Consider the following 19,235-nt stretch of genomic DNA (forward strand, 5'->3'; position numbering starts at 1 on the left):
AATATCGGTTTTAGCCTGCACCTTAAAATCTATGTATCCGGTATATTGAACATTCCGAAGTGCATAAATGGTATATGAAATTTGCGCTTTATCCTTAAAATCAAAGGATGTTGTAAAAGCTGCTTCTTTCATGTTCAAGGTTTGCATCCAGTTGGAAACATTATTTTCGGTAATCTTCTCCCCGTCAATTTCCATTTCCAGGTTCCCAAAGTTCATTCCTACTAAGATTTTACTCACTCCAAGCGGGGATTCCTTGTCATACACATTATTTAAAATAATAGAACGCACCTCAAAAGGTTTGTCTTCCGGCAAGATCCCAATTCGGCCGTTTGCCGCAACAATTCCGGTGTAGGCGTCCACTTTTCCGTCTGGAAATGGACCAAGGGTTCTTTGGCGACTGACTCCAAAGCGTTGTGGAAAAAAAGAATGAGGATCAAAAAGTATTTATTTTTCATATTTAGATATTTATTGTTTTTAATTGGCATATGCAATTCGCATATCTTCATCGGTGTTTGTTTCATATCCGCGTTATGCTCATTTCATAAAATATATAGCTAATTAACTTAAATCGATTATTTTTTGAAAAAGGAATCTACAAATTCAAATTTGTTAAATACCTGAAGGTCTTCCAGGCCTTCGCCTATTCCAATGTATTTCACCGGGATCTTAAATTGATCACTGATTCCTATCACAACTCCACCCTTTGCGGTACCATCGAGTTTTGTAACCGCCAGGGAAGTAACTTCGGTAGCGGCAGTGAATTGTTTTGCCTGCTCGAAAGCATTTTGACCTGTAGATCCATCAAGAACGAGCAACACCTCATGTGGAGCACCGGGAATGACTTTTTGCATGACTCTTTTCACCTTGGTAAGTTCATTCATCAGGTTCACTTTATTGTGTAACCTTCCGGCGGTATCAATAATAACTACATCTGAACCTTGAGTAACCCCGCTTTGAACGGCATCAAAAGCTACCGAGGCAGGATCGCTTCCCATTTGTTGTTTGATCATTGGAACCTGAGTTCTGTCGGCCCAAATTTGAAGCTGATCTATAGCCGCTGCGCGAAACGTATCTGCAGCACCCAGCAATACTTTCTTTCCATCTTTTTTAAACTGATATGCCAACTTTCCAATAGTTGTGGTCTTCCCAACTCCATTCACGCCTACTACCATGATCACATAGGGTTTTCCATCGCTTTTGAAATTAAACCCATCGGTATCTCCAGAATCGGTTTCAGATAACAACCCTGCGATCTCTTCCTTTAAGATCTCATTAAGCTCTGCAGTTCCTAAATATTTATCCCTTGCAACCCGCTCTTCGATACGTCTTATAATCTTTATTGTTGTTGTAACTCCTACATCACTGCTTATTAAAACCTCTTCCAAATCATCCAGAACGTCTTCATCCACTTTGGACTTTCCGGCCACGGCCTTGCTCATTTTTGACAGGAAATTGTCCTTGGACTTTTCTAAACCTTTATCGAGGGTTTCTTTTTTTTCTTTAGAAAATATCTTTTTAAATAAACTCATTTTTACTGGAAGGTTTTTAACTGGCAACAGGGGTGCAACACAAAAATAAAACAGGCTGCATTTTCCGCTTGTAAATATACACAAAAAACAAAAAGGCCGTTCCGATTTGTTATCGGAACGGCCTTTCAAAATATTTTTGAAATAACTTACTTTTTAGCAAGAAAGTCATTTACCTGGTCAGGAGCCATAATGCTTTCCACAAACGTGTAAGCACCTGTTTTAGGGGATTTCACCATTTTAATGGCCTTGCTCAATCTTTTTGTTCCTGTTTGTATTGTACCTACTGATTTCTTTGCCATGGCTTAATTATTTTATCTCTTTATGAACCGTCATTTTCTTAAGGATTGGGTTAAATTTCTTTAACTCCAATCTATCCGGTGTGTTCTTTTTATTTTTTGTTGAAATATATCTTGAGGTACCCGGCTTACCCGATGCTTTATGCTCTGTACACTCTAAGATTACCTGTATTCTATTACCTTTCTTTGCCATATTACTGTGTCTTAGTGGTGAGGATTATTTATTCAAATATCCTTTTTCCCTTGCTTCTTTGATGACAGCAGAGATACCTTTTTTATTGATGTTTTTTAATGCAGAAGTGGAAATTTTTAAGGTTATCCATTTATCTTCTTCAGGAATATAAAAACGTTTCTTTAATAAGTTAATATTAAATTTACGTTTGGTTTTATTCATAGCGTGGGATACATTGTTCCCTACCATTGCCTTTTTACCCGTAAGCTCACAAACTCTTGACATTGTTATAATCTTTATTTTGTTATTTCCAAACAGGCTGCAAATTAACGATATTTTTACATAACAGCCAACACTAAATTAAAAAATATTTCTTGTTTTTTTCCGGATTATCAGTACGTATTGGTCCTTCTGAAACAGTCTATTTCCCGTTTAGTTCTTTCAGAAGCATCTCAAAAGCCTTAGCCACAGCCTTTTTAACCACTTGCTCCCTGCTTTTTCCCAATATGAATTTTTTAGAAAAGACACCCTCGGGGGTCGCTAAGCTAATATAAACCGTTCCAACTTCTGCATCGCTATCCCCTTTTGTGGGCCCTGCATTTCCTGTTGTTGCCAACGCATAATCCGACTTAAACATTTTTTTGACATTTTTAGCCATCGCTTCGCAAACCTCTGCGCTTACCACGCTGTGTTTTTCGATTAAACCGGCAGGAACCCCAAGAATATCCAATTTTGATTGGGTTGCATAAGTTACAGTTCCACCCTTAAAACAATTAGAAGCTCCTGGATTCGCGGTAAACTCAGCCGCGATTTCTCCGCCTGTACAACTTTCAGCAACAGCTAAAAAACACTTTTTGGCAACCAATAATTTATTTATTGTCAATGTAATATCATCATCATCACCGCTGTAATCTGAAATGATATCTTCCAGAAGTGGATATATTTTCTCAAATTCATGTTCAATAGCCAACTTTAGTTCCTCCTCATTCTCCCCTTTTCCTGACAATCTCAACCTTACTTTTCCAAGTGCAGGCAAATAGGCCAGTTTAATCGAAACAGGCAAATTCCTTTCCCATTCCTCAATTCTAAGTGCAATTGCACTCTCACCCAAACCGTAGGTTTTTATTGTTTTGTGAAAAATAAAAGATCGTTTGAATTCTTTCTTAAGTTTAGGAATAACCTCGAGCTCCATCATCATTTTCATCTCAAAAGGAACTCCGGGCATAGCGATAAAAACCTTCTCCCCCTTCTTCAACCATAAACCGGGCGCTGTGCCATATTTATTGAACAAAATATGTGCTTTAGATGGAACCAAAGCCTGTTCCCTGTTTAAGTTTGAAATAGGCGTTGAAATATGTTTGGCGAAAAGTTCTTCTACGTGCTCCAGAACTTCTTCATTATTCACAAGAATATCGTCAAAATATTCACATAAAGTATTCTTTGTCACATCATCGTTTGTGGGACCCAGCCCACCGGTGATAATAATAACATCTGCTCTTACTGAAGCTTCCTCAAGGGTTTGTAAGATGTGCGATTTATCATCCTCTATGGAGGTGATTTGATGAACGGAAATCCCGATTTTATTTAAATTTTGGGCGATAAATGCAGAATTGGAATCTACAATCTGTCCAATTAAAATCTCATCTCCAATGGTAATTATTTCAGCGGTCATTAGAGCTGATAATCTTTCTTCAGCTCCTGTTCCGACAGCGTCACTTTATCAGAAATTTTTCTGCCGGCACTTTCAGCGCTTTCCATATTAGTTTTGCCTTTAGACCAGGCTTCTATCACAAGGATTTGATCCATTAAGTCCAAACCAAAAAGCGCCAGGTTTGGCTTCATTTTGTGGGCATATTGATATGCAAGTTTAGGATTATTGCTATCTATAGCTTCACTCATAGAACGTACATCTGGCGGAATTTCCTCCAGAAATGTTTCTACAATCACTTTCACGAAATCATCATCACCGCCAGCCATCTCATTTACTGCCTCTAAATTGTAATAATTACTCATCTATTTTACGTTAATTGAAAAAAATTGTTCTTTTTCTATAAAACCCGTCAATGTATCGTTAACCGAAACTTTTCCTACACCCTGAGGAGTCCCTGTAAATAATATATCTCCAATTTTTAAAGTGAAAAATTGAGAAACATAGGAGATTATTTCATCTGTTTTCCAAAGCATGCTGCCGGTATTGCCAGTTTGAACGCACTCCCCGTTTTTTAGCAAGCTAAAGTTAATATTATTTAAATTGCTGAAAGAATTTTTATCCATCCATTTTTCTCCAATTACAGCAGCTCCATCAAAAGCCTTAGATTTTTCCCATGGCAATCCCTTTTCCTTTAATTTTTGCTGAAGGTCTCTCGCAGTAAAATCGATCCCTAATCCTATTTCATCATAGTATTTATGAGCGAATTTTTCCTGGATATATTTCCCAACTTTTTTAATCTTGACCAGGAGTTCTACTTCATAATGCACATCATTAGAAAAATCGGGGATAAAGAAGGGCTGTTTTTTCAATAAAACAGCAGTATCCGGTTTTAAAAAGATGACCGGTTCTTCCGGACGCTCATTATTTAATTCCGAAATATGTTCACTATAATTCCTACCAATACAAATTATTTTCATTTAAGCTGAAGATTTTACTTTGAACTCTATTTTATGTGGTTATTTCAATTTCGTATTGAGCTTTCTTAGTTTAATAGCAGTAAGCACTTTTTTGGTGTATAGAGGAAAGTCGGCATTTTGTATCCATCCGAAATAACCCGGCTCCTCTTCCAATACTTTTTCTACAATCCTACCTTTATATTTTCCAAAGGCAAAAACCTCATCTCCTTTTTTGTCATACCCTATAAAACCGGCAAAATCTGCAAACTTCCTACGGGAACTATACTCTCCCAACCAGGCCATATCATTGGTTAAATCTTCATATTTATCCAATTGTGATTTTAATATCTCATAGGTTGCATTCGTATCTGCTTCAGCTGAATGGGCACCTTCAAGATTTTTCTCACAATAAAACTGATAGGCCGCAGAAAGGGTTCGTTGCTCCTTTTTATGGAAAATTGTTTGAACATCTACCGAAACCACATTTTTCATCTCAAAATCAATTCCCACCCTAAGCAACTCTTCAACAAGCAAAGGAATATCAAATCTATTAGAATTATACCCTCCCAAATCACAGGATTTAATCATTTCATGGATTTGTGGTGCCAACTGCTTAAAAGTAGGTTCTTCGGCTACTTTCTCATTTGTAATTCCGTGAATAGCGATTACCTCATCTGGGATTTTCATCTCCGGATTTACCAGCCAGGTCTTGCTTTCCTTATTTCCATTTGGAAAGACCTTTAATATTGAAATTTCCACGATCCGGTCTTTTGACAGGTTCATTCCGGTGGTTTCCAAATCGAAAAAACATATAGGCTTGGTAAGCTTTAACTCCATAACAACTATTTTTTTTGTAAATATACTATAATTTAAAAGTTTGATTTTTTTTCAAACTCTTTCAGAAAATGAAAACTCATCAGTTAAAAAAACAATAAGCCGCATAATTACAGAATTTATTCCTGTGATCATGCGGCTCATTTACTTAGATGATTCTATTTTAAATATCCCTGTTCTTATCAAAAGACTCTAAATATTGCGCTACTCTTTGAACAAATTGTCCTCCCAGCGCACCGTTTACGACCCGGTGATCATAACTATGAGAAAGGAACATTTTATGACGGATCCCTATAAAATCACCTTCAGGAGTTTCGATTACCGCAGGTACTTTTCGAATAGCTCCCAGGGCTAAAATCGCTACCTGTGGCTGGTTGATTATGGGTGTCCCCATAATACTTCCAAAAGTTCCTACATTGGTAACAGTATAAGTTCCTCCCTGAATATCGTCCGGCTTAAGCTTATTGGTTTTTGCCCTATTGGCAAGATCATTAACCGCCTTGGCCATACCAACCAGATTCAACCTGTCTGCATTTTTAATAACCGGAACAATTAAGTTCCCATCGGGAAGCGCGGCAGCCATTCCCAGATTGATATTCTTCCTTTTTATGATTTTGTCACCATCTACAGCAATATTGACCATTGGAAAATCCTTGATCGCCTTGGCAACGGCTTCCATAAATATTGGGGTAAAGGTGAGTTTTTCACCCTCGCGTTTCTCAAATTCGTTTTTATGCTTATTTCTCCAGTTCCAGATATTGGTTACATCAACTTCAATAAAAGACTGAACATGGGCAGAAGTAAGATTACTCTCTACCATATGATGGGCGATCATTTTACCCATTCTGCTCATTTCAATTATTTCATCCTCCCCGTTAACACTTATTGGAGCTGCTTGTTTTTGAACAGAAGGCTCTGGCCTTGCTGCAGGTGCTTTTTGTTGTGTTGGTTTAGAAGAACGGGTCTCCACATACTCCAAAATATCATTTTTGGTGACCCGGCCATCTTTTCCGGACCCTTCAAGACTTTCGAGTTCACTTAAGGAAATGCCTTCTTTCTTAGCTATATTTTTTACCAGAGGAGAATAAAATTTCGTGGAATCTGCATAGAATTCAGGAGAGGATTGTATGCTTTGTTCTGCTGAAGCAACAAACTCTTCAGCTTCCTCTACCATAACTTCCTCAGCTGGTTCTTCCGATTCTGCCGAAGTGGTTTCAGCGGTTTCTTTTCCATCCTTGACTTCAATAATCGCAATAGTTTGTCCTACCTGTACTAAATCATCGGCTTCAAAAAGTTTTTCCACCAGGATACCATCGACCTCACTTGGAACTTCACTATCCACTTTATCTGTAGCGATCTCCAGTACGGCCTCATCGGCTTCAATGCTATCTCCTACTTCCTTTAACCAATTTGTAATGGTTGCTTCTGCAACACTTTCGCCCATCTTGGGCAACTTTAGTTCAAACTTTGCCATATTATTATCTCAAAGATGTTTTTTGTAATACTGATTGCGAAATTACTTATTTTAACGCATTCTTAGTATTAAATATTCAATAAAATTATTTTTATATGTATTTACCCGCTCTGCTTCAATCATTTCTCTTTCTGTAAAAATACAGTTTCAGATCCTGAAAATAAAAAGAACGAACCTGTTTTAATCCCACAAGCTGGTTTAATTTCCCAGATATCTACCCGATTCCGCATTTGGGATTTCATCGATATTATGGAAGTTTCTTCCTTTTACAAACCCCTAAGGCTCACCAGGAGGTTATTGGTATCTCTGATGAAATCAGTTTTTAAGCGAACCTTCAAATGGTATTCTATTGGTTATACTCCTACCCAGGGTAACCTCATCTGCATATTCCAGCTCATCACCTACCGAGATTCCGCGAGCAATAGTGGAGGTTTTCACCTTTAATCCCCCGAGCTGTTTAAAAATATAAAAATTGGTAGTATCCCCTTCCAAAGTTGAGCTCAGAGCAAAAATAATCTCTTCAATTTCTCCTACTTTCACTTTTTCTATAAGGGATTTTATCGTCAACTGTGACGGACCAATCCCATCCATAGGACTAATTTTTCCTCCCAGAACGTGATACAATCCGCGGTACTGACTTGTATTTTCAATGGCCATCACATCCCGGATATCTTCCACTACGCAAACGATCTCACGGATCCTGTTTTTATTGGAACAAATCTCACATAATTCTGTATCGCTGATATTATGACAGTTATTACAAAGTTTGATTTTTGTACGCAAATTCACCAAAGCTTCTGAGAGTTGTGTGGTTTGGTCTGCCGGTTGCTTTAATAAATGCAGCACAAGTCTTAGTGCGGTACGCTTGCCCACTCCCGGAAGCTGGGACATTTCGGCTACGGCCTGTTCCAATAATTTTGAAGAAAAATCCATGTTCCAAAATTACGTTTTTTTACTTCAAATCAATAAAATTAAGCCGCAGAATGCCGGTTGTAAATTAATGCATTATTTGTAATTTGCTCCCGAAATCAATCTTCTATGCAACCCCTCTATATCCTTCTGCTTATCGCCGCTTATTTTGGTGCTTTATTGATCATCTCCTATTTCACCGGAAAAGATTCCAATAATGAAACATTCTTTAAAGCTAACAGGCAATCTCCCTGGTATTTGGTGGCTTTTGGAATGATAGGTGCCTCCCTGAGCGGGGTTACCTTTATATCGGTGCCCGGTTGGGTTGAAGCCAGCCAGTTTAGTTATATGCAGGTTGTACTGGGATATATTGTTGGATACCTAATCATAGGAACCGTTTTGCTTCCGCTTTATTACCGGATGAACCTCACCTCTATTTATACCTATCTGGAAAGCAGGTTTGGTAAATATTCCTATAAAACCGGGGCTTCTTTTTTTCTGCTTTCAAGAGTAGTAGGATCCAGTTTTAGATTATTCCTGGTAGCAAATGTTTTGCAGATCATATTATTCGATGCCCTGGGAATACCCTTTTGGGCCACAGTGATTATGACCATTGCCCTTATTTGGATTTATACATTTAAATCTGGGATAAAAACAATTGTTTACACAGATACCCTCCAAACGCTTTGTATGCTTATAGCGGTAGGAGTAAGCATTTATTACATTTCTGATGATCTCGGAATCCAGGGAGGCGATCTTATCTCGCATATTTCCAATAGTGAATTGTCTAAGATTTTCTTTTTTGATGATTTTAGAAGTGCCGATTATTTCTGGAAACAGTTTATATCCGGAGCTTTTATCGCCATTGTTATGACAGGACTGGACCAGGATATGATGCAAAAAAACCTAACCTGCAGAAATTTGAAAGATGCTCAAAAAAATATGTTCTGGTTCACTATTGTGCTCACTTTTGTTAACCTGGTCTTTTTGGCCCTAGGGGTTTTATTGACCGAATTCGCACGAACCAATGGAATAGAATCTTTTAAAGATGAATTATTCCCGGTAATAGCAACACAAAGCGACCTGGGATTTGGGATTGCAATATTTTTCATACTAGGGCTTATAGCAGCTGCATATAGCAGTGCAGACAGTGCATTAACCGCGCTCACTACTTCGTTTAGCATCGATATTATGGATATTGAAAAACGATATTCAAAAGCAAAACAGGAAGTAGTTCGAAAGCAGATACACGTGGGTGTCTCTGTGGTACTAATCCTCGTGATCATCATCTTTAAATACCTGATAAAAGATGAAAGTGTCATCGCAAAATTATTCGTTTTTGCAGGATATACCTATGGACCATTATTGGGACTTTACAGTTTTGGACTGTTTACAAAATGGAAAATAATAGACAAATGGGTACCGTTAATAGCCATATTATCACCTATTATCACCTATTTGATAAGCAGTAACAGTGAAATCTGGTTTGGATTTGAATTCGGATTTTTTGTGCTTATCTTAAACGGACTTTTAACTTTCCTGGGGCTAGTATTGATTCGTACCAAGCATGATTAAGGTGCAGGCAACTTCAAATTCGATTTTGTTTTTTTTCAGAAGCTCAAATAATTCAGGGTTTTCTGTGCCGGGATTGAAGATCACCCGTTGTGGATTAAGCGAAAGAATGTAATCATAATACTCCACCTGTCTTTTAGGGTTTAGATATAAAGTTACGGTATCTACCTCTTCAAAACTTTCCTTTTCAGTAGCAATAGGAACACCGGCTACTTCACCTTTTCTTAATCCAACCGCTACAACAGGGTGTTTATAAGCAACCAATCTGTTTATAGCAAGGTTGGAATATCTTGAAGTATTTAAGGAAGCCCCCAAAACCAATGTTTTCTTGTTTTCCATAAGATACAAATTTAGCATAAAACCAGCATTGTAACAAATTCCGGGTCTGCTTGTCTTTATTGTAAACTGAAGCTCGCTGTGAAACCGGGAAGGTTGAGATGGTTGGCTTACCCGGTGTAACAGGAAACCCATCTTCTATTTGAAGGTGGGTTTATTACTTTTATTTTTTGCTTTCCTGTTTTAGAATATTTTTTAGCTTTTATCTCCCACCTGTTCTCTATTCTTGTTTAGCATTGACCGTTTTAAAAATTAATGCCACTTATAGTTTATCTCCCGCTGAACTCGCAGATTTTCGCAGAAATAATCTCTTCCACTTTTAGCAAATAACCCAAAAAATCTAAGAACTCATTTTTATTCTTGAATTTTAAATTTTGAAAGTTGATTGTTCTATTTTTCTACTGGCGCTTTTATCTATATTCTATTCTCTGTAATCTAATATCTAAATTCCCAAACTACCACTCAATAATTGCGCTTCCCCAGGTAAATCCGCTTCCAAAAGCGGCCAGAACCACGAGATCTCCTTCTTTAATTTTTCCGTTTTCCCAGGCTTCTGTTAGTGCAATAGGAATGGAAGCTGCTGTAGTATTTCCATATTTCTGAATGTTATTATAAACCTGCTCGTCGCTGAGTTTAAATTTTTGCTGAACAAACTGTGAAATTCGAAGGTTCGCCTGGTGTGGGATAAGCATATCTATATCACTCACCTCAAGTCCATTCGCTTTTAATCCTTCCATGATCACTTCAGAAAAACGCTGGATGGCATTCTTGAAAACAAACTGACCATTCATGTAAGGGTAATAAGGAATATCATCTCCCTGAGGATTTTCGGCAATAATCTGTGGAACCCAGTACTCTGTACTTGGAGCTCTTAAGGAAAGCTCCATCGCATTTTTTCCTTCAGAATGCAAATGAGTGGAAAGGATTCCCTGGCTAATGTGATTGGTCCTTGTTAAAACCGCAGCTCCTGCACCATCCCCGAAAATCACGGAAATAGATCGGCCACGATCCGTAAAATCCAGTCCACCGCTATGGTTTTCACTACCAATAACCAATATGTTTTTATACATTCCGGTTTTTATAAACTGATCGGCCACGGAAAGCGCATAAATAAACCCGCTGCACTGGTTTCGTACATCTAAAGCAGGAATTGTTTTTATATCGAGTATTTCCTGAACCTGCACGCCACAACCCGGAAAATAATAATCTGGACTTAAGGTTGCAAAAACGATCATATCTAAATCATCCTTTGCAATTCCCGAGCGTTCTATAGCTATCCTGGCGGCCTTGGCCCCCATAGTAGCCGTAGAATTGCCATCCCCTTTTTTGATATGCCTGCGCTCTTTGATCCCGGTTCTTTCCTGAATCCAGGCATCATTGGTATCCATCAGTTTTGAAAGATCGTCGTTAGTCACAACATTTTCCGGCAAATAACTCCCCAAACCGGCAATTTTAGATTGATACATAGTTGAAGAAATTATGAAATTAATATTATTTATTACTAAATTTAAGTTTTTAATATATTTTGCCTTGCAATATAAGAAAGATTAACCTCTACCGCTTATTTATTGCCGCGCTTTTATAAACCCGTTAATAATTATATTTATGAAGAAATTAATTTTCTGTTTTCTTACAGCAAGTTTCCTTTTTACGGCAACGGCTCAGGAAAACCTGACGTATCAAAAACCTCCACAGGAAATCCTGGAGCTGGTAGATGTTCCGCTTGCCCCAACAACCATTATTGACAGCAAAGGCGAAATGATGGTTTTTTTATACCGGGATCAATATAAATCCATCGCAGAATTAAGTGAAACCGAAATGCGCCTTGGTGGCCTGCGTATAAATCCTGTTACAAACATTAACAGTAGAGCAACCTTTTATAACAATGTGCAGGTAAAAGCGGTAAATGCCAAAGAACCAATGGAGGTGAAAGGATTGCCAGAAAATCCAAAGTTGACCAATTTCACCTGGTCTCCGGATGAAACAAAAATAGCGATGACCCATACAACCGATACCGGGGTTGAACTTTGGGTATTGGAAATCTCCACAGGACAGGCAAGAAAATTAACCGATGGGAATTTGAATGCCAATATGCGTGATGTGATCAATTGGTTCAAGGATAATTCTGCCGTACTGGTAAAAATGATACCGGAGAACCGAAAAGAATTGATCAACAGTGCAACCGCAATACCCGAAGGTCCTACAGTTTCTGTAAGCGACGGAAGCAAAGCTCAAAACAGAACCTATCAGGATCTTTTGCAAAATCCTAATGATGAATATAATTTTGAACAACTGGCAAAAGCTTCCCTTGTAAAAGTTTCTATGGGAGGCACAAAGAAGGACTGGAAAGAGTCAAAAATGTATAGCGGCATTTCCTTTTCTCCAGATGGGAATTATGTAATGGTTACAAGTATTAAAAAACCTTTTTCCTATTTGGTTCCTTATAACAGATTTCCTTCAGAAAGCATTATTTATGACAAAGAAGGGAAGGAAATTTCCAAAGTAAATGATGTTCCTTTAATCGAAGATCTTCCGCAGGGTTTTATGGCTGAAAGAAAAGGAAGACGAGATTTATCCTGGAGAAGTGATGTACCGGCTACCCTGGTGTATGCAAAAGTTTTGGATGGTGGAGATCCTGAAAATGAAGTTGCATTTCGCGATGAAGTATTTTTGCTGAATGCTCCCTTTACAGGAGAAGGCAAATCTATCCTGAAGACAAAAGATCGTTTCTCAGGAATAATCTGGGGTGATAATAACACCGCAATTGCGTACGATAGCTGGTGGAACACCAGAAACTCCCGCACCTATGTCTTTGATCCTTCACAACCCAATAAAGCACCAAAAGTACTATTTGACCGAAATTATCAGGATAGATACAACGACCCGGGAAGTTTTGTAACAAAAAAGAATCAATTTGGAGCAACCGTGCTTTCCATGGATAATAACAAGGCCTTCTTATTGGGAGATGGTTTTTCTGAAGAAGGACAGTTTCCTTTTGTAGATGAGATCAATTTGAAAAATGGGGAAACCAAAAGGTTGTATCAATCTGAATACACAGATAAAAAAGAATCCCTTGTAGAAGCGATCGATATTAAAAATGGAAAACTTTTAGTGCGAATAGAAGCATCTGCAGAATATCCAAATTATTACATCAGGAATATTGATTCTAAAAATGATCTTACGCAAATCACCAGTTTTGTGAATCCTTTTAAAGCTTTGGAAGAGGTTCATAAGGAAGTGATCACATACAAGAGAGACGACGGACTTGAATTAAGCGGTACATTATACCTTCCTGCCAATTATGATAAAAATTCCGGTACGAAATTACCGATGGTCCTTTGGGCCTATCCAAGAGAGTTTAAAGACAAATCCTCTGCCGCGCAAAACACATCGAATGCCAATGATTTCACGTATCCCTATTACGGATCACCAATTTACTGGGTAAATCGTGGTTATGTTGTTTTAGATGATGCCGCTTTCCCAATTGTGGGAGAAGGTGAGGAACAGCCAAATGACAGTTTTAGAAAGCAACTTGTTGCAAACGGAAAAGCGGCAATAGATGCGGTAGACGAACTTGGTTTTATAGACCGCGATCGCGTTGCGGTTGGCGGCCACAGTTATGGTGCATTTATGACCGCGAACCTGCTTTCACATTCTAATTTATTTGCAGCGGGAATTGCGAGGAGCGGAGCCTATAACAGGACTTTAACTCCCTTTGGTTTTCAAAGTGAGGAACGAAATTATTGGGAAGCACCGGAAGTGTATAATGCAATGTCACCATTTATGCACGTTGATAAGATGAAAACCCCTTTATTGCTAATCCATGGAGAAGCCGATAATAACTCCGGTACCTATCCTATGCAAAGTGAACGTTATTTCAACGCATTAAAAGGTTTGGGAGCAACTGCCCGTTTAGTGATGCTTCCAAAGGAAAGCCATGGGTACAGCGCAAAAGAATCTGTATTACACGTGCTTTGGGAACAAGACCAATGGCTTGAAAAATATGTGAAAAACAAAGAGAAAACATCGATAGAACAACCTGAAGAAGCGATAAAAAATTAGGATGTGAACTTTGATGTTCTAATTTGAATGAATTACCTGGAATCAATTTCACGGGGAATTAAACCTATTGTTAAATAAAAGGCTGCAAAACTTTGGTTCTGCAGCCTTTTATGATTTTATCGAAACAATCATTCTAAAATGTATGGAAATGGAATTTCAATACATTTGGTTTTTCTATAAATGCAGAGAGCGTGACTATAAAATAGCCACACTCTCCTAACAACCTAACCAATAAATAAAGTCTTAAATATATTTTTTATAATTGTTGATTTCAACTTTTGCCTTTAAATCATGAAGCATATTATATAGCCCAAAAAATGTTCTGTTGATATACAAAAAGTGTTTGCTACCCCGGTTTCCGTTCATTTTTCGTAATTCGGAATCTTTGCTGTATTTTTCTCCTAATTCTGTTATTTTCGACCAAAAAGTTTCGTCTGCAAAATCAAAGGTTTCGTTGTGAAACGGACTAGTGAATAAACTCAACATTTCATAAAACAATTCTGAAAAGAACGTGATCTCCTTTTGTGAATCATCTTTTCGAAGAATTTCAAGTTGATACATCTTTTCATTAAAAAATTCAGGATTATTGATATTTTCCTTATTTGCCAATTCAAAATAGGGAACATAAAAATCATCAGGGACTTGTTTCACACACCCAAAATCTATCGCAATCAAATTCTCTTCCTTATCTATCAGGAAATTTCCGGGATGAGGATCGGCATGCAATTCTTTAAGGTGGTGCATTTGATACATATAAAAATCCCACAAGGTCTGCCCTATTTTATTAGCTAGTACCTGATCGTTATTCTTTTTCGCAAATTCACTTAAATGCTCTCCTTCCATCCAGTCCATGGTGATAATTCTTTCACTGGAAAGATCTTCATAGTATTTCGGAAATTTTAGATTAGGAATATGTTTACAGGCTTCAGAAATAGCTTTGCTTTGTTTAACTTCCAGGATATAATCTGTTTCCTCGAGGAGTTTCCCTTCCACTTCCTTAAAATATTTTTCAGAATCTTTTCCCTGAAGGTTGAACATTCTTGTTGCAATGGGCTTCACCATTGCAAGATCTGAACTGATACTATCTGCAACCCCCGGATATTGGATTTTCACAGCAAGTTTCTTCCCATCTTTTGTCGCGCGGTGCACCTGACCGATGCTGGCCGCATTTACCGATTGGGTTGCAAAAGTATCATATAGATCTTCGGGGTATTCCCCATTGTATTTTTTAAAAGTTTTTCGAACCAAAGGAGCCGATAAGGGCGGAACGCTGAATTGCGCTAACGAAAATTTTTCTACATAGGCGTTTGGCAGAAGGCTCTTTTCCATGGAAAGCATTTGAGCAACCTTTAAAGCACTTCCTTTCAAACTCTTTAATCCGTCGTAAATATCTGTAGCATTGCTTTCATCCAACTCATCTCGTGTAAGGCTTGAATCAAACGCCTTTTTACTATAATACTTTATGTAGTTCCCACCAACTTTTACTCCGGTTTGAACCATTTTACTGGTTCTTCCAAGTTTTCCTGTGGGTATTTTATCTATTGTGTTCATATTGTTTTGGGTTTAAAAAAACTCACAGACAGCTCTAAAAAGTGAGGATATACTATCTGTGAAGTTGATATAGAGGGATTACGCCATTTTTTCTTTCCATAAAAATTTACCCAAATCCAGGATTCTTTCCAGTGGTGTGTTGTCAAAAAGATCAAAAACCGTATTTACAGATTTTTCTATTACCACATCTGTACTTTCAAATTGTGCGGAATTATCATCCATCCAAAATTTGATAATAAATAAAAGTTGCACCCAGGTAGCTTCGGAAAAAATAGTTTCCGACTGTTTCAAAATTTTTGAGGATTTATCTTCATTTCCCTCACGAATCAATTCATTTGCAAAACCTTTCACTTTTCTTCTAAGCCCTTTTAACTGATCCAGATTTTTCATCATTTCAGCATTTTCAGTAAGTGTGTACAAGACATAACTTCTGTTTGCTGTTAATAATTCGAAAAAAGTATAATAAAAAGTCAGTAATTTTTCCCGGGTTGAGAACGTATCAAATTCGGGACTTTTTTCAATTACAAGCATTGTATTATCATAGAATTTTGTCCAGATACCTTTTTTCAGGCCATCAAAATTTCCGTAAAAATCGTAGAACTGCCCTTCGGTAATATCATTGTCCTTGCAGAATTTATAAACGCTTTTGGGCATTTTTTCATGCTCCAGAACGTATTCCATATAAAGACGTATTAATTGGTCCTGAGTAACTTTAGTTTCCTTCACCAATTTTGATGCTGTTTTCTTTTGTTTCGTTGCCATAATTCTTTCTTTCTTTTACAAAGATACATACTGTTTAATCTTTTAAAGCAATAATTAAACAAAATAATTTGTTAAATATTTTAATGCTCTTTTTAATAGATTCAAATCTTAGACGAAGTCTGGCTTACTTAATTACGGGTGTCAGTTTGTCAGCGGAATTTAGTTGGTATTTTTTTTGACTATAGGTTAGGAAATAAACATTCAACTAAATACTAGAATATATGGCAACAGGAAAAATTAATGTATCTGTAGAGAACATTTTCCCTCTTATAAAGAAATTTCTTTACAGCGATCATGAAATCTTTTTGCGGGAGTTGATCTCCAATGCGACAGATGCAACTATAAAAATGAAACATCTTTCTACTATTGGAGAAACCGATGTGGAATATGGCAATCCTACGATTGAAGTTAAAATTGACGAGGAAAACAAAACGCTGCATATTATAGATCAGGGAATTGGGATGTCCCGGGAAGAGGTTGAGAAATACATCAACGAAGTAGCTTTTTCCGGAGCTGAAGAATTTCTTGAAAAATATAAGGATTCAGCAAAAGATACAGGAATTATTGGGCATTTTGGTCTTGGGTTCTATTCTTCCTTTATGGTGGCTAACAAAGTGGAAATCCTTACTAAATCCTACAAAGATGAGCCTGCAGCCCATTGGATATGCGAAGGAACCACCGATTTTACTATTGAAGAAGGAGAAAAAAAGGACCGGGGAACAGAAATTATCCTTCATATAAATGAAGAGGATAAACAATTCCTAAAAGAGGAAAGAATTAGGGAATTATTGGTGAAGTATAACAAATTTATGCAAATCCCTATAAAATTTGGAACCAAAGAAGAAACACTTCCTCTTCCGGAAGATGCACCCGAGGACGCAAAACCTGAAACAATCACGGTAGACAATATTATAAATAATCCAAATCCTGCGTGGACCAAGCAGCCTACAGAGCTTGAAGATAAGGACTACAAGAATTTTTACCGGGAATTGTATCCTATGCAATTTGAGGACCCGTTATTCCATATACACCTGAACGTGGATTATCCTTTTAACCTTACCGGAATATTATATTTCCCAAAAATGGGGCAGGATATGAATATTCAGAAGGATAAAATACAGTTGTATCAAAATCAGGTATATGTAACCGACAACGTTGAAGGTATAGTACCGGAATTTTTAACTATGTTGCGTGGAGTAATCGATTCTCCGGACATTCCGTTGAACGTTTCGCGATCGTATCTTCAGGCAGATGGAGCGGTTAAGAAAATTTCCAGCTACATCACCCGAAAAGTTGCAGATAAGTTGAAGTCTTTGTTTAATAACAACAGAGAAGATTTTGAAAAGAAATGGAACGATATCAAGATCGTGATTGAATACGGAATGCTTTCTGAAGATAAATTCTATGAAAAAGCCGATAAATTCGCGCTTTATCCTACAGTGGATAAGAAGTATTACATTTTTGATGAACTGCTGGAGAAAATAAAAGATACCCAGACAGATAAAGATGGTAATACGGTGATCCTGTATGCTTCCAACGAAGATACACAGCATAGTTTTGTTGAAGCCGCAAAGGATAAAGGATATGAAGTGTTATTGCTGGATTCTCCAATTATTTCACACCTTATTCAAAAATTGGAATCCTCAAAAGAAAATATCTCTTTTGTACGGGTGGATAGTGATCACGTTGACAATTTGATCAAGAAAGAGGATGATAAGATCTCCAAACTATCTGAAGAAGAACTGGAGAAACTAAAAACCGATTTCGAAAAGGTAGTGCCAAAAGAAAAATACAGTGTTCAACTGGAAGCTATGGACAGTACTGCTGCACCACTTATTATCACGCAGCCGGAATTTATGCGCAGGATGAAGGAAATGCAACAAACCGGTGGCGGTGGAATGTTTGGAATGGGCAATATGCCGGAGATGTACAATCTTGTGGTAAATACCAATCACGAACTCATCTCTCAAATTTTAAATTCTAAAACCGAGAAAAAACAGGAACGTCTTATCAAGCAATCACTTGATCTTGCACGCTTGTCTCAAAACCTATTGAAGGGTGAAGAATTGACCGCCTTTATAAAACGCAGTTTTGAAATGGTGAAATAAAGCTCTTCAGTTGCAGAACTTTAATAAATCAAAAACCTCAGGGAATTAAACCCTCAATGAGGGATTAAAACCGCTTTGGTGTTAGCAATAACTCAAAGCGGTTTTTTTATTCTCACAGAATCAAGAACCTCGGGGAATTAAACCCTCAATGGGGGATTAAAAATTCGCCAAAGAATTGATTTTATTTCAATCAATTACCTCGCAGCAAGCCAAGGAAGTAAACAAAACGGAAGCTACATGTAGCTATTAGATAAATTATAGACCAAAGGGCGTGCATCGAAGACTTGCTAGGAGAAAACGTTAAGAATACTACCATTTTTCTATGCTTGTGAAAAGCTTTTGTAACTTACAACTTCAAAATTACAAAATATGAAACGTACGCTCCTTAGTTTATTGATAATGGTCGTTTTTAGTTGCAATCAAAATGAAAAAAAAGAACCGCTGGCAGATGAGAAGATAATGACAGAACCGGATGAAGGAATAGGAGACGGGGCTGTTTCACCTGCCGTGGCCTTTGCACAAAATATAGAAAGTGCCCATAATAAGGAAACCTGGAACACCTATAAAGCGGTAGCATTTGATATCGATTTAACTTTTGGAGGTAATCCCCGGTTTTCGGGTAAAATAACAAGTTTAACGAACTCCTCAAAGATCCGGATTGATAAAGAAGATGGTGCTAAATTGATCTATGATGGTAAGGAAGTATTTTTGTGTCCTAAGATAGCCGAAGAAAAAGGAGCCAGATTTGATATGTTTACCTGGCAGTATTTTTTTGCTTTACCTTTTAAACTAACCGATCCCGGAACAAATTGGGAAGTTTTGGGCTCTCAAAAAATTGCCGGAGATTCCTTTAATCGAGGTAAACTAGCCTTTGAAAACCAAATAGGAGACTCTTCCAAAGACTGGTATATAATCTACCAGGAACCAGAAACAGGACTTTTACACTCCGCGGTTTATATCGTTACTTTTGGAACAGCGATAGAAAAGGCTGAAGAAAATCCTCATGTGATAGTTACAAGGATT

At 37.5% G+C, this 19,235-nt stretch carries 18 protein-coding genes and 1 pseudogene; 4 read left to right on the top strand and 15 right to left on the bottom strand.

The window, feature by feature from the left end; genetic code table 11:
- The 11 genes and pseudogenes from GILLI_RS04550 to recR form a co-directional block, all read right to left on the bottom strand.
- Positions 1–360: pseudogene (locus GILLI_RS04550) on the bottom strand (glycoside hydrolase family 65 protein); the annotation flags it as partial.
- Positions 361–572: 212 nt separating this feature from the next.
- Positions 573–1,529, bottom strand: coding sequence for a signal recognition particle-docking protein FtsY (ftsY, locus tag GILLI_RS04555; RefSeq protein ID WP_006987943.1), 957 nt, complete (start codon positions 1,527–1,529; stop codon positions 573–575).
- Positions 1,530–1,675: 146 nt separating this feature from the next.
- Complete coding sequence (locus GILLI_RS17965; protein WP_006987944.1) at positions 1,676–1,828, bottom strand: DUF4295 domain-containing protein; 153 nt, start codon at positions 1,826–1,828, stop codon at positions 1,676–1,678.
- Between the two features lie 7 nt (positions 1,829–1,835).
- Positions 1,836–2,018, bottom strand: a complete 183-nt coding sequence (rpmG, locus tag GILLI_RS04560; protein ID WP_006987945.1) for a 50S ribosomal protein L33 — start codon at positions 2,016–2,018, stop codon at positions 1,836–1,838.
- Positions 2,019–2,042: 24 nt separating this feature from the next.
- Entirely contained in the window at positions 2,043–2,282 is a 240-nt protein-coding gene (gene rpmB, locus GILLI_RS04565; RefSeq protein ID WP_006987946.1) for a 50S ribosomal protein L28, read from the bottom strand.
- 136 nt (positions 2,283–2,418) lie between these two features.
- Complete coding sequence (locus GILLI_RS04570) at positions 2,419–3,669, bottom strand: competence/damage-inducible protein A (RefSeq protein WP_006987947.1); 1,251 nt, start codon at positions 3,667–3,669, stop codon at positions 2,419–2,421.
- Complete coding sequence (locus GILLI_RS04575; protein WP_006987948.1) at positions 3,669–4,010, bottom strand: Hpt domain-containing protein; 342 nt, start codon at positions 4,008–4,010, stop codon at positions 3,669–3,671. Before GILLI_RS04575 ends, GILLI_RS04570 begins: the two co-directional genes overlap by 1 nt.
- Positions 4,011–4,625: a fumarylacetoacetate hydrolase family protein gene (locus GILLI_RS04580; RefSeq protein ID WP_006987949.1), complete on the bottom strand. Its 615-nt coding sequence runs from the start codon at positions 4,623–4,625 to the stop codon at positions 4,011–4,013. It abuts the gene before it with no gap.
- 39 nt (positions 4,626–4,664) lie between these two features.
- Positions 4,665–5,441, bottom strand: coding sequence for a 3'-5' exonuclease (locus GILLI_RS04585; RefSeq protein ID WP_006987950.1), 777 nt, complete (start codon positions 5,439–5,441; stop codon positions 4,665–4,667).
- A 160-nt stretch (positions 5,442–5,601) separates the two neighbouring features.
- A complete protein-coding gene (locus tag GILLI_RS04590; protein WP_006987951.1) occupies positions 5,602–6,912 on the bottom strand; it encodes a dihydrolipoamide acetyltransferase family protein in 1,311 nt (436 codons plus the stop codon).
- A 315-nt stretch (positions 6,913–7,227) separates the two neighbouring features.
- Positions 7,228–7,845 (bottom strand): recombination mediator RecR, encoded by a 618-nt coding sequence (gene recR, locus GILLI_RS04595; protein ID WP_006987952.1) that lies wholly within the window; start codon positions 7,843–7,845, stop codon positions 7,228–7,230.
- Between the two features lie 105 nt (positions 7,846–7,950).
- Here recR and GILLI_RS04600 point away from each other — a divergent pair, with 105 nt between their 5' ends.
- Positions 7,951–9,396, top strand: coding sequence for a sodium:solute symporter (locus GILLI_RS04600; RefSeq protein ID WP_006987953.1), 1,446 nt, complete (start codon positions 7,951–7,953; stop codon positions 9,394–9,396).
- On the opposite strand, the gene GILLI_RS04605 is transcribed toward GILLI_RS04600, so the two are convergent.
- The gene (locus GILLI_RS04605; protein WP_006987954.1) at positions 9,367–9,732 is read right to left on the bottom strand and encodes a CoA-binding protein; all 366 of its coding nucleotides are present in this window, start codon (positions 9,730–9,732) and stop codon (positions 9,367–9,369) included. The genes GILLI_RS04600 and GILLI_RS04605 overlap by 30 nt on opposite strands.
- Positions 9,733–10,184: 452 nt before the next feature.
- Positions 10,185–11,195, bottom strand: a complete 1,011-nt coding sequence (locus GILLI_RS04610; RefSeq protein WP_006987955.1) for a 3-oxoacyl-ACP synthase III family protein — start codon at positions 11,193–11,195, stop codon at positions 10,185–10,187.
- 139 nt (positions 11,196–11,334) lie between these two features.
- Between GILLI_RS04610 and GILLI_RS04615 the strand changes: the two genes are divergently transcribed.
- The gene (locus GILLI_RS04615) at positions 11,335–13,791 is read left to right on the top strand and encodes a S9 family peptidase (RefSeq protein WP_006987956.1); all 2,457 of its coding nucleotides are present in this window, start codon (positions 11,335–11,337) and stop codon (positions 13,789–13,791) included.
- Positions 13,792–14,034: 243 nt separating this feature from the next.
- Here GILLI_RS04615 and GILLI_RS04620 read toward each other — a convergent pair whose 3' ends face one another.
- Both GILLI_RS04620 and GILLI_RS04625 read right to left on the bottom strand, forming a co-directional pair.
- Positions 14,035–15,342, bottom strand: a complete 1,308-nt coding sequence (locus GILLI_RS04620; protein ID WP_006987957.1) for an ABC1 kinase family protein — start codon at positions 15,340–15,342, stop codon at positions 14,035–14,037.
- A 78-nt stretch (positions 15,343–15,420) separates the two neighbouring features.
- Positions 15,421–16,104: a TetR family transcriptional regulator C-terminal domain-containing protein gene (locus GILLI_RS04625; RefSeq protein WP_006987958.1), complete on the bottom strand. Its 684-nt coding sequence runs from the start codon at positions 16,102–16,104 to the stop codon at positions 15,421–15,423.
- Between the two features lie 221 nt (positions 16,105–16,325).
- Here GILLI_RS04625 and htpG point away from each other — a divergent pair, with 221 nt between their 5' ends.
- Together htpG and GILLI_RS18510 are read left to right on the top strand one after the other, a co-directional pair.
- On the top strand, positions 16,326–18,212 hold the full coding sequence (gene htpG, locus GILLI_RS04630) for a molecular chaperone HtpG (RefSeq protein ID WP_006987959.1): 1,887 nt from the start codon (positions 16,326–16,328) through the stop codon (positions 18,210–18,212).
- Between the two features lie 369 nt (positions 18,213–18,581).
- On the top strand, positions 18,582–19,235 hold a 654-nt coding region (locus GILLI_RS18510; RefSeq protein ID WP_006987960.1), incomplete at its 3' end, for a hypothetical protein.

The sequence above is a fragment of the Gillisia limnaea DSM 15749 genome, from assembly GCF_000243235.1.
GTDB lineage: Bacteria > Bacteroidota > Bacteroidia > Flavobacteriales > Flavobacteriaceae > Gillisia > Gillisia limnaea.

Excerpts from the sequence above, each read along its gene's own strand:
- ftsY (WP_006987943.1), bottom strand. The coding sequence starts at position 1,529 with ATGAGTTTATTTAAAAAGATATTTTCTAAAGAAAAAAAAGAAACCCTC.
- GILLI_RS17965 (WP_006987944.1), bottom strand. The coding sequence starts at position 1,828 with ATGGCAAAGAAATCAGTAGGTACAATACAAACAGGAACAAAAAGATTG.
- rpmG (WP_006987945.1), bottom strand. The coding sequence starts at position 2,018 with ATGGCAAAGAAAGGTAATAGAATACAGGTAATCTTAGAGTGTACAGAG.
- rpmB (WP_006987946.1), bottom strand. The coding sequence starts at position 2,282 with ATGTCAAGAGTTTGTGAGCTTACGGGTAAAAAGGCAATGGTAGGGAAC.
- GILLI_RS04570 (WP_006987947.1), bottom strand. The coding sequence starts at position 3,669 with ATGACCGCTGAAATAATTACCATTGGAGATGAGATTTTAATTGGACAG.
- GILLI_RS04575 (WP_006987948.1), bottom strand. The coding sequence starts at position 4,010 with ATGAGTAATTATTACAATTTAGAGGCAGTAAATGAGATGGCTGGCGGT.
- GILLI_RS04580 (WP_006987949.1), bottom strand. The coding sequence starts at position 4,625 with ATGAAAATAATTTGTATTGGTAGGAATTATAGTGAACATATTTCGGAA.
- GILLI_RS04585 (WP_006987950.1), bottom strand. The coding sequence starts at position 5,441 with ATGGAGTTAAAGCTTACCAAGCCTATATGTTTTTTCGATTTGGAAACC.
- GILLI_RS04590 (WP_006987951.1), bottom strand. The coding sequence starts at position 6,912 with ATGGCAAAGTTTGAACTAAAGTTGCCCAAGATGGGCGAAAGTGTTGCA.
- recR (WP_006987952.1), bottom strand. The coding sequence starts at position 7,845 with ATGGATTTTTCTTCAAAATTATTGGAACAGGCCGTAGCCGAAATGTCC.
- GILLI_RS04600 (WP_006987953.1), top strand. The coding sequence starts at position 7,951 with ATGCAACCCCTCTATATCCTTCTGCTTATCGCCGCTTATTTTGGTGCT.
- GILLI_RS04605 (WP_006987954.1), bottom strand. The coding sequence starts at position 9,732 with ATGGAAAACAAGAAAACATTGGTTTTGGGGGCTTCCTTAAATACTTCA.
- GILLI_RS04610 (WP_006987955.1), bottom strand. The coding sequence starts at position 11,195 with ATGTATCAATCTAAAATTGCCGGTTTGGGGAGTTATTTGCCGGAAAAT.
- GILLI_RS04615 (WP_006987956.1), top strand. The coding sequence starts at position 11,335 with ATGAAGAAATTAATTTTCTGTTTTCTTACAGCAAGTTTCCTTTTTACG.
- GILLI_RS04620 (WP_006987957.1), bottom strand. The coding sequence starts at position 15,342 with ATGAACACAATAGATAAAATACCCACAGGAAAACTTGGAAGAACCAGT.
- GILLI_RS04625 (WP_006987958.1), bottom strand. The coding sequence starts at position 16,104 with ATGGCAACGAAACAAAAGAAAACAGCATCAAAATTGGTGAAGGAAACT.
- htpG (WP_006987959.1), top strand. The coding sequence starts at position 16,326 with ATGGCAACAGGAAAAATTAATGTATCTGTAGAGAACATTTTCCCTCTT.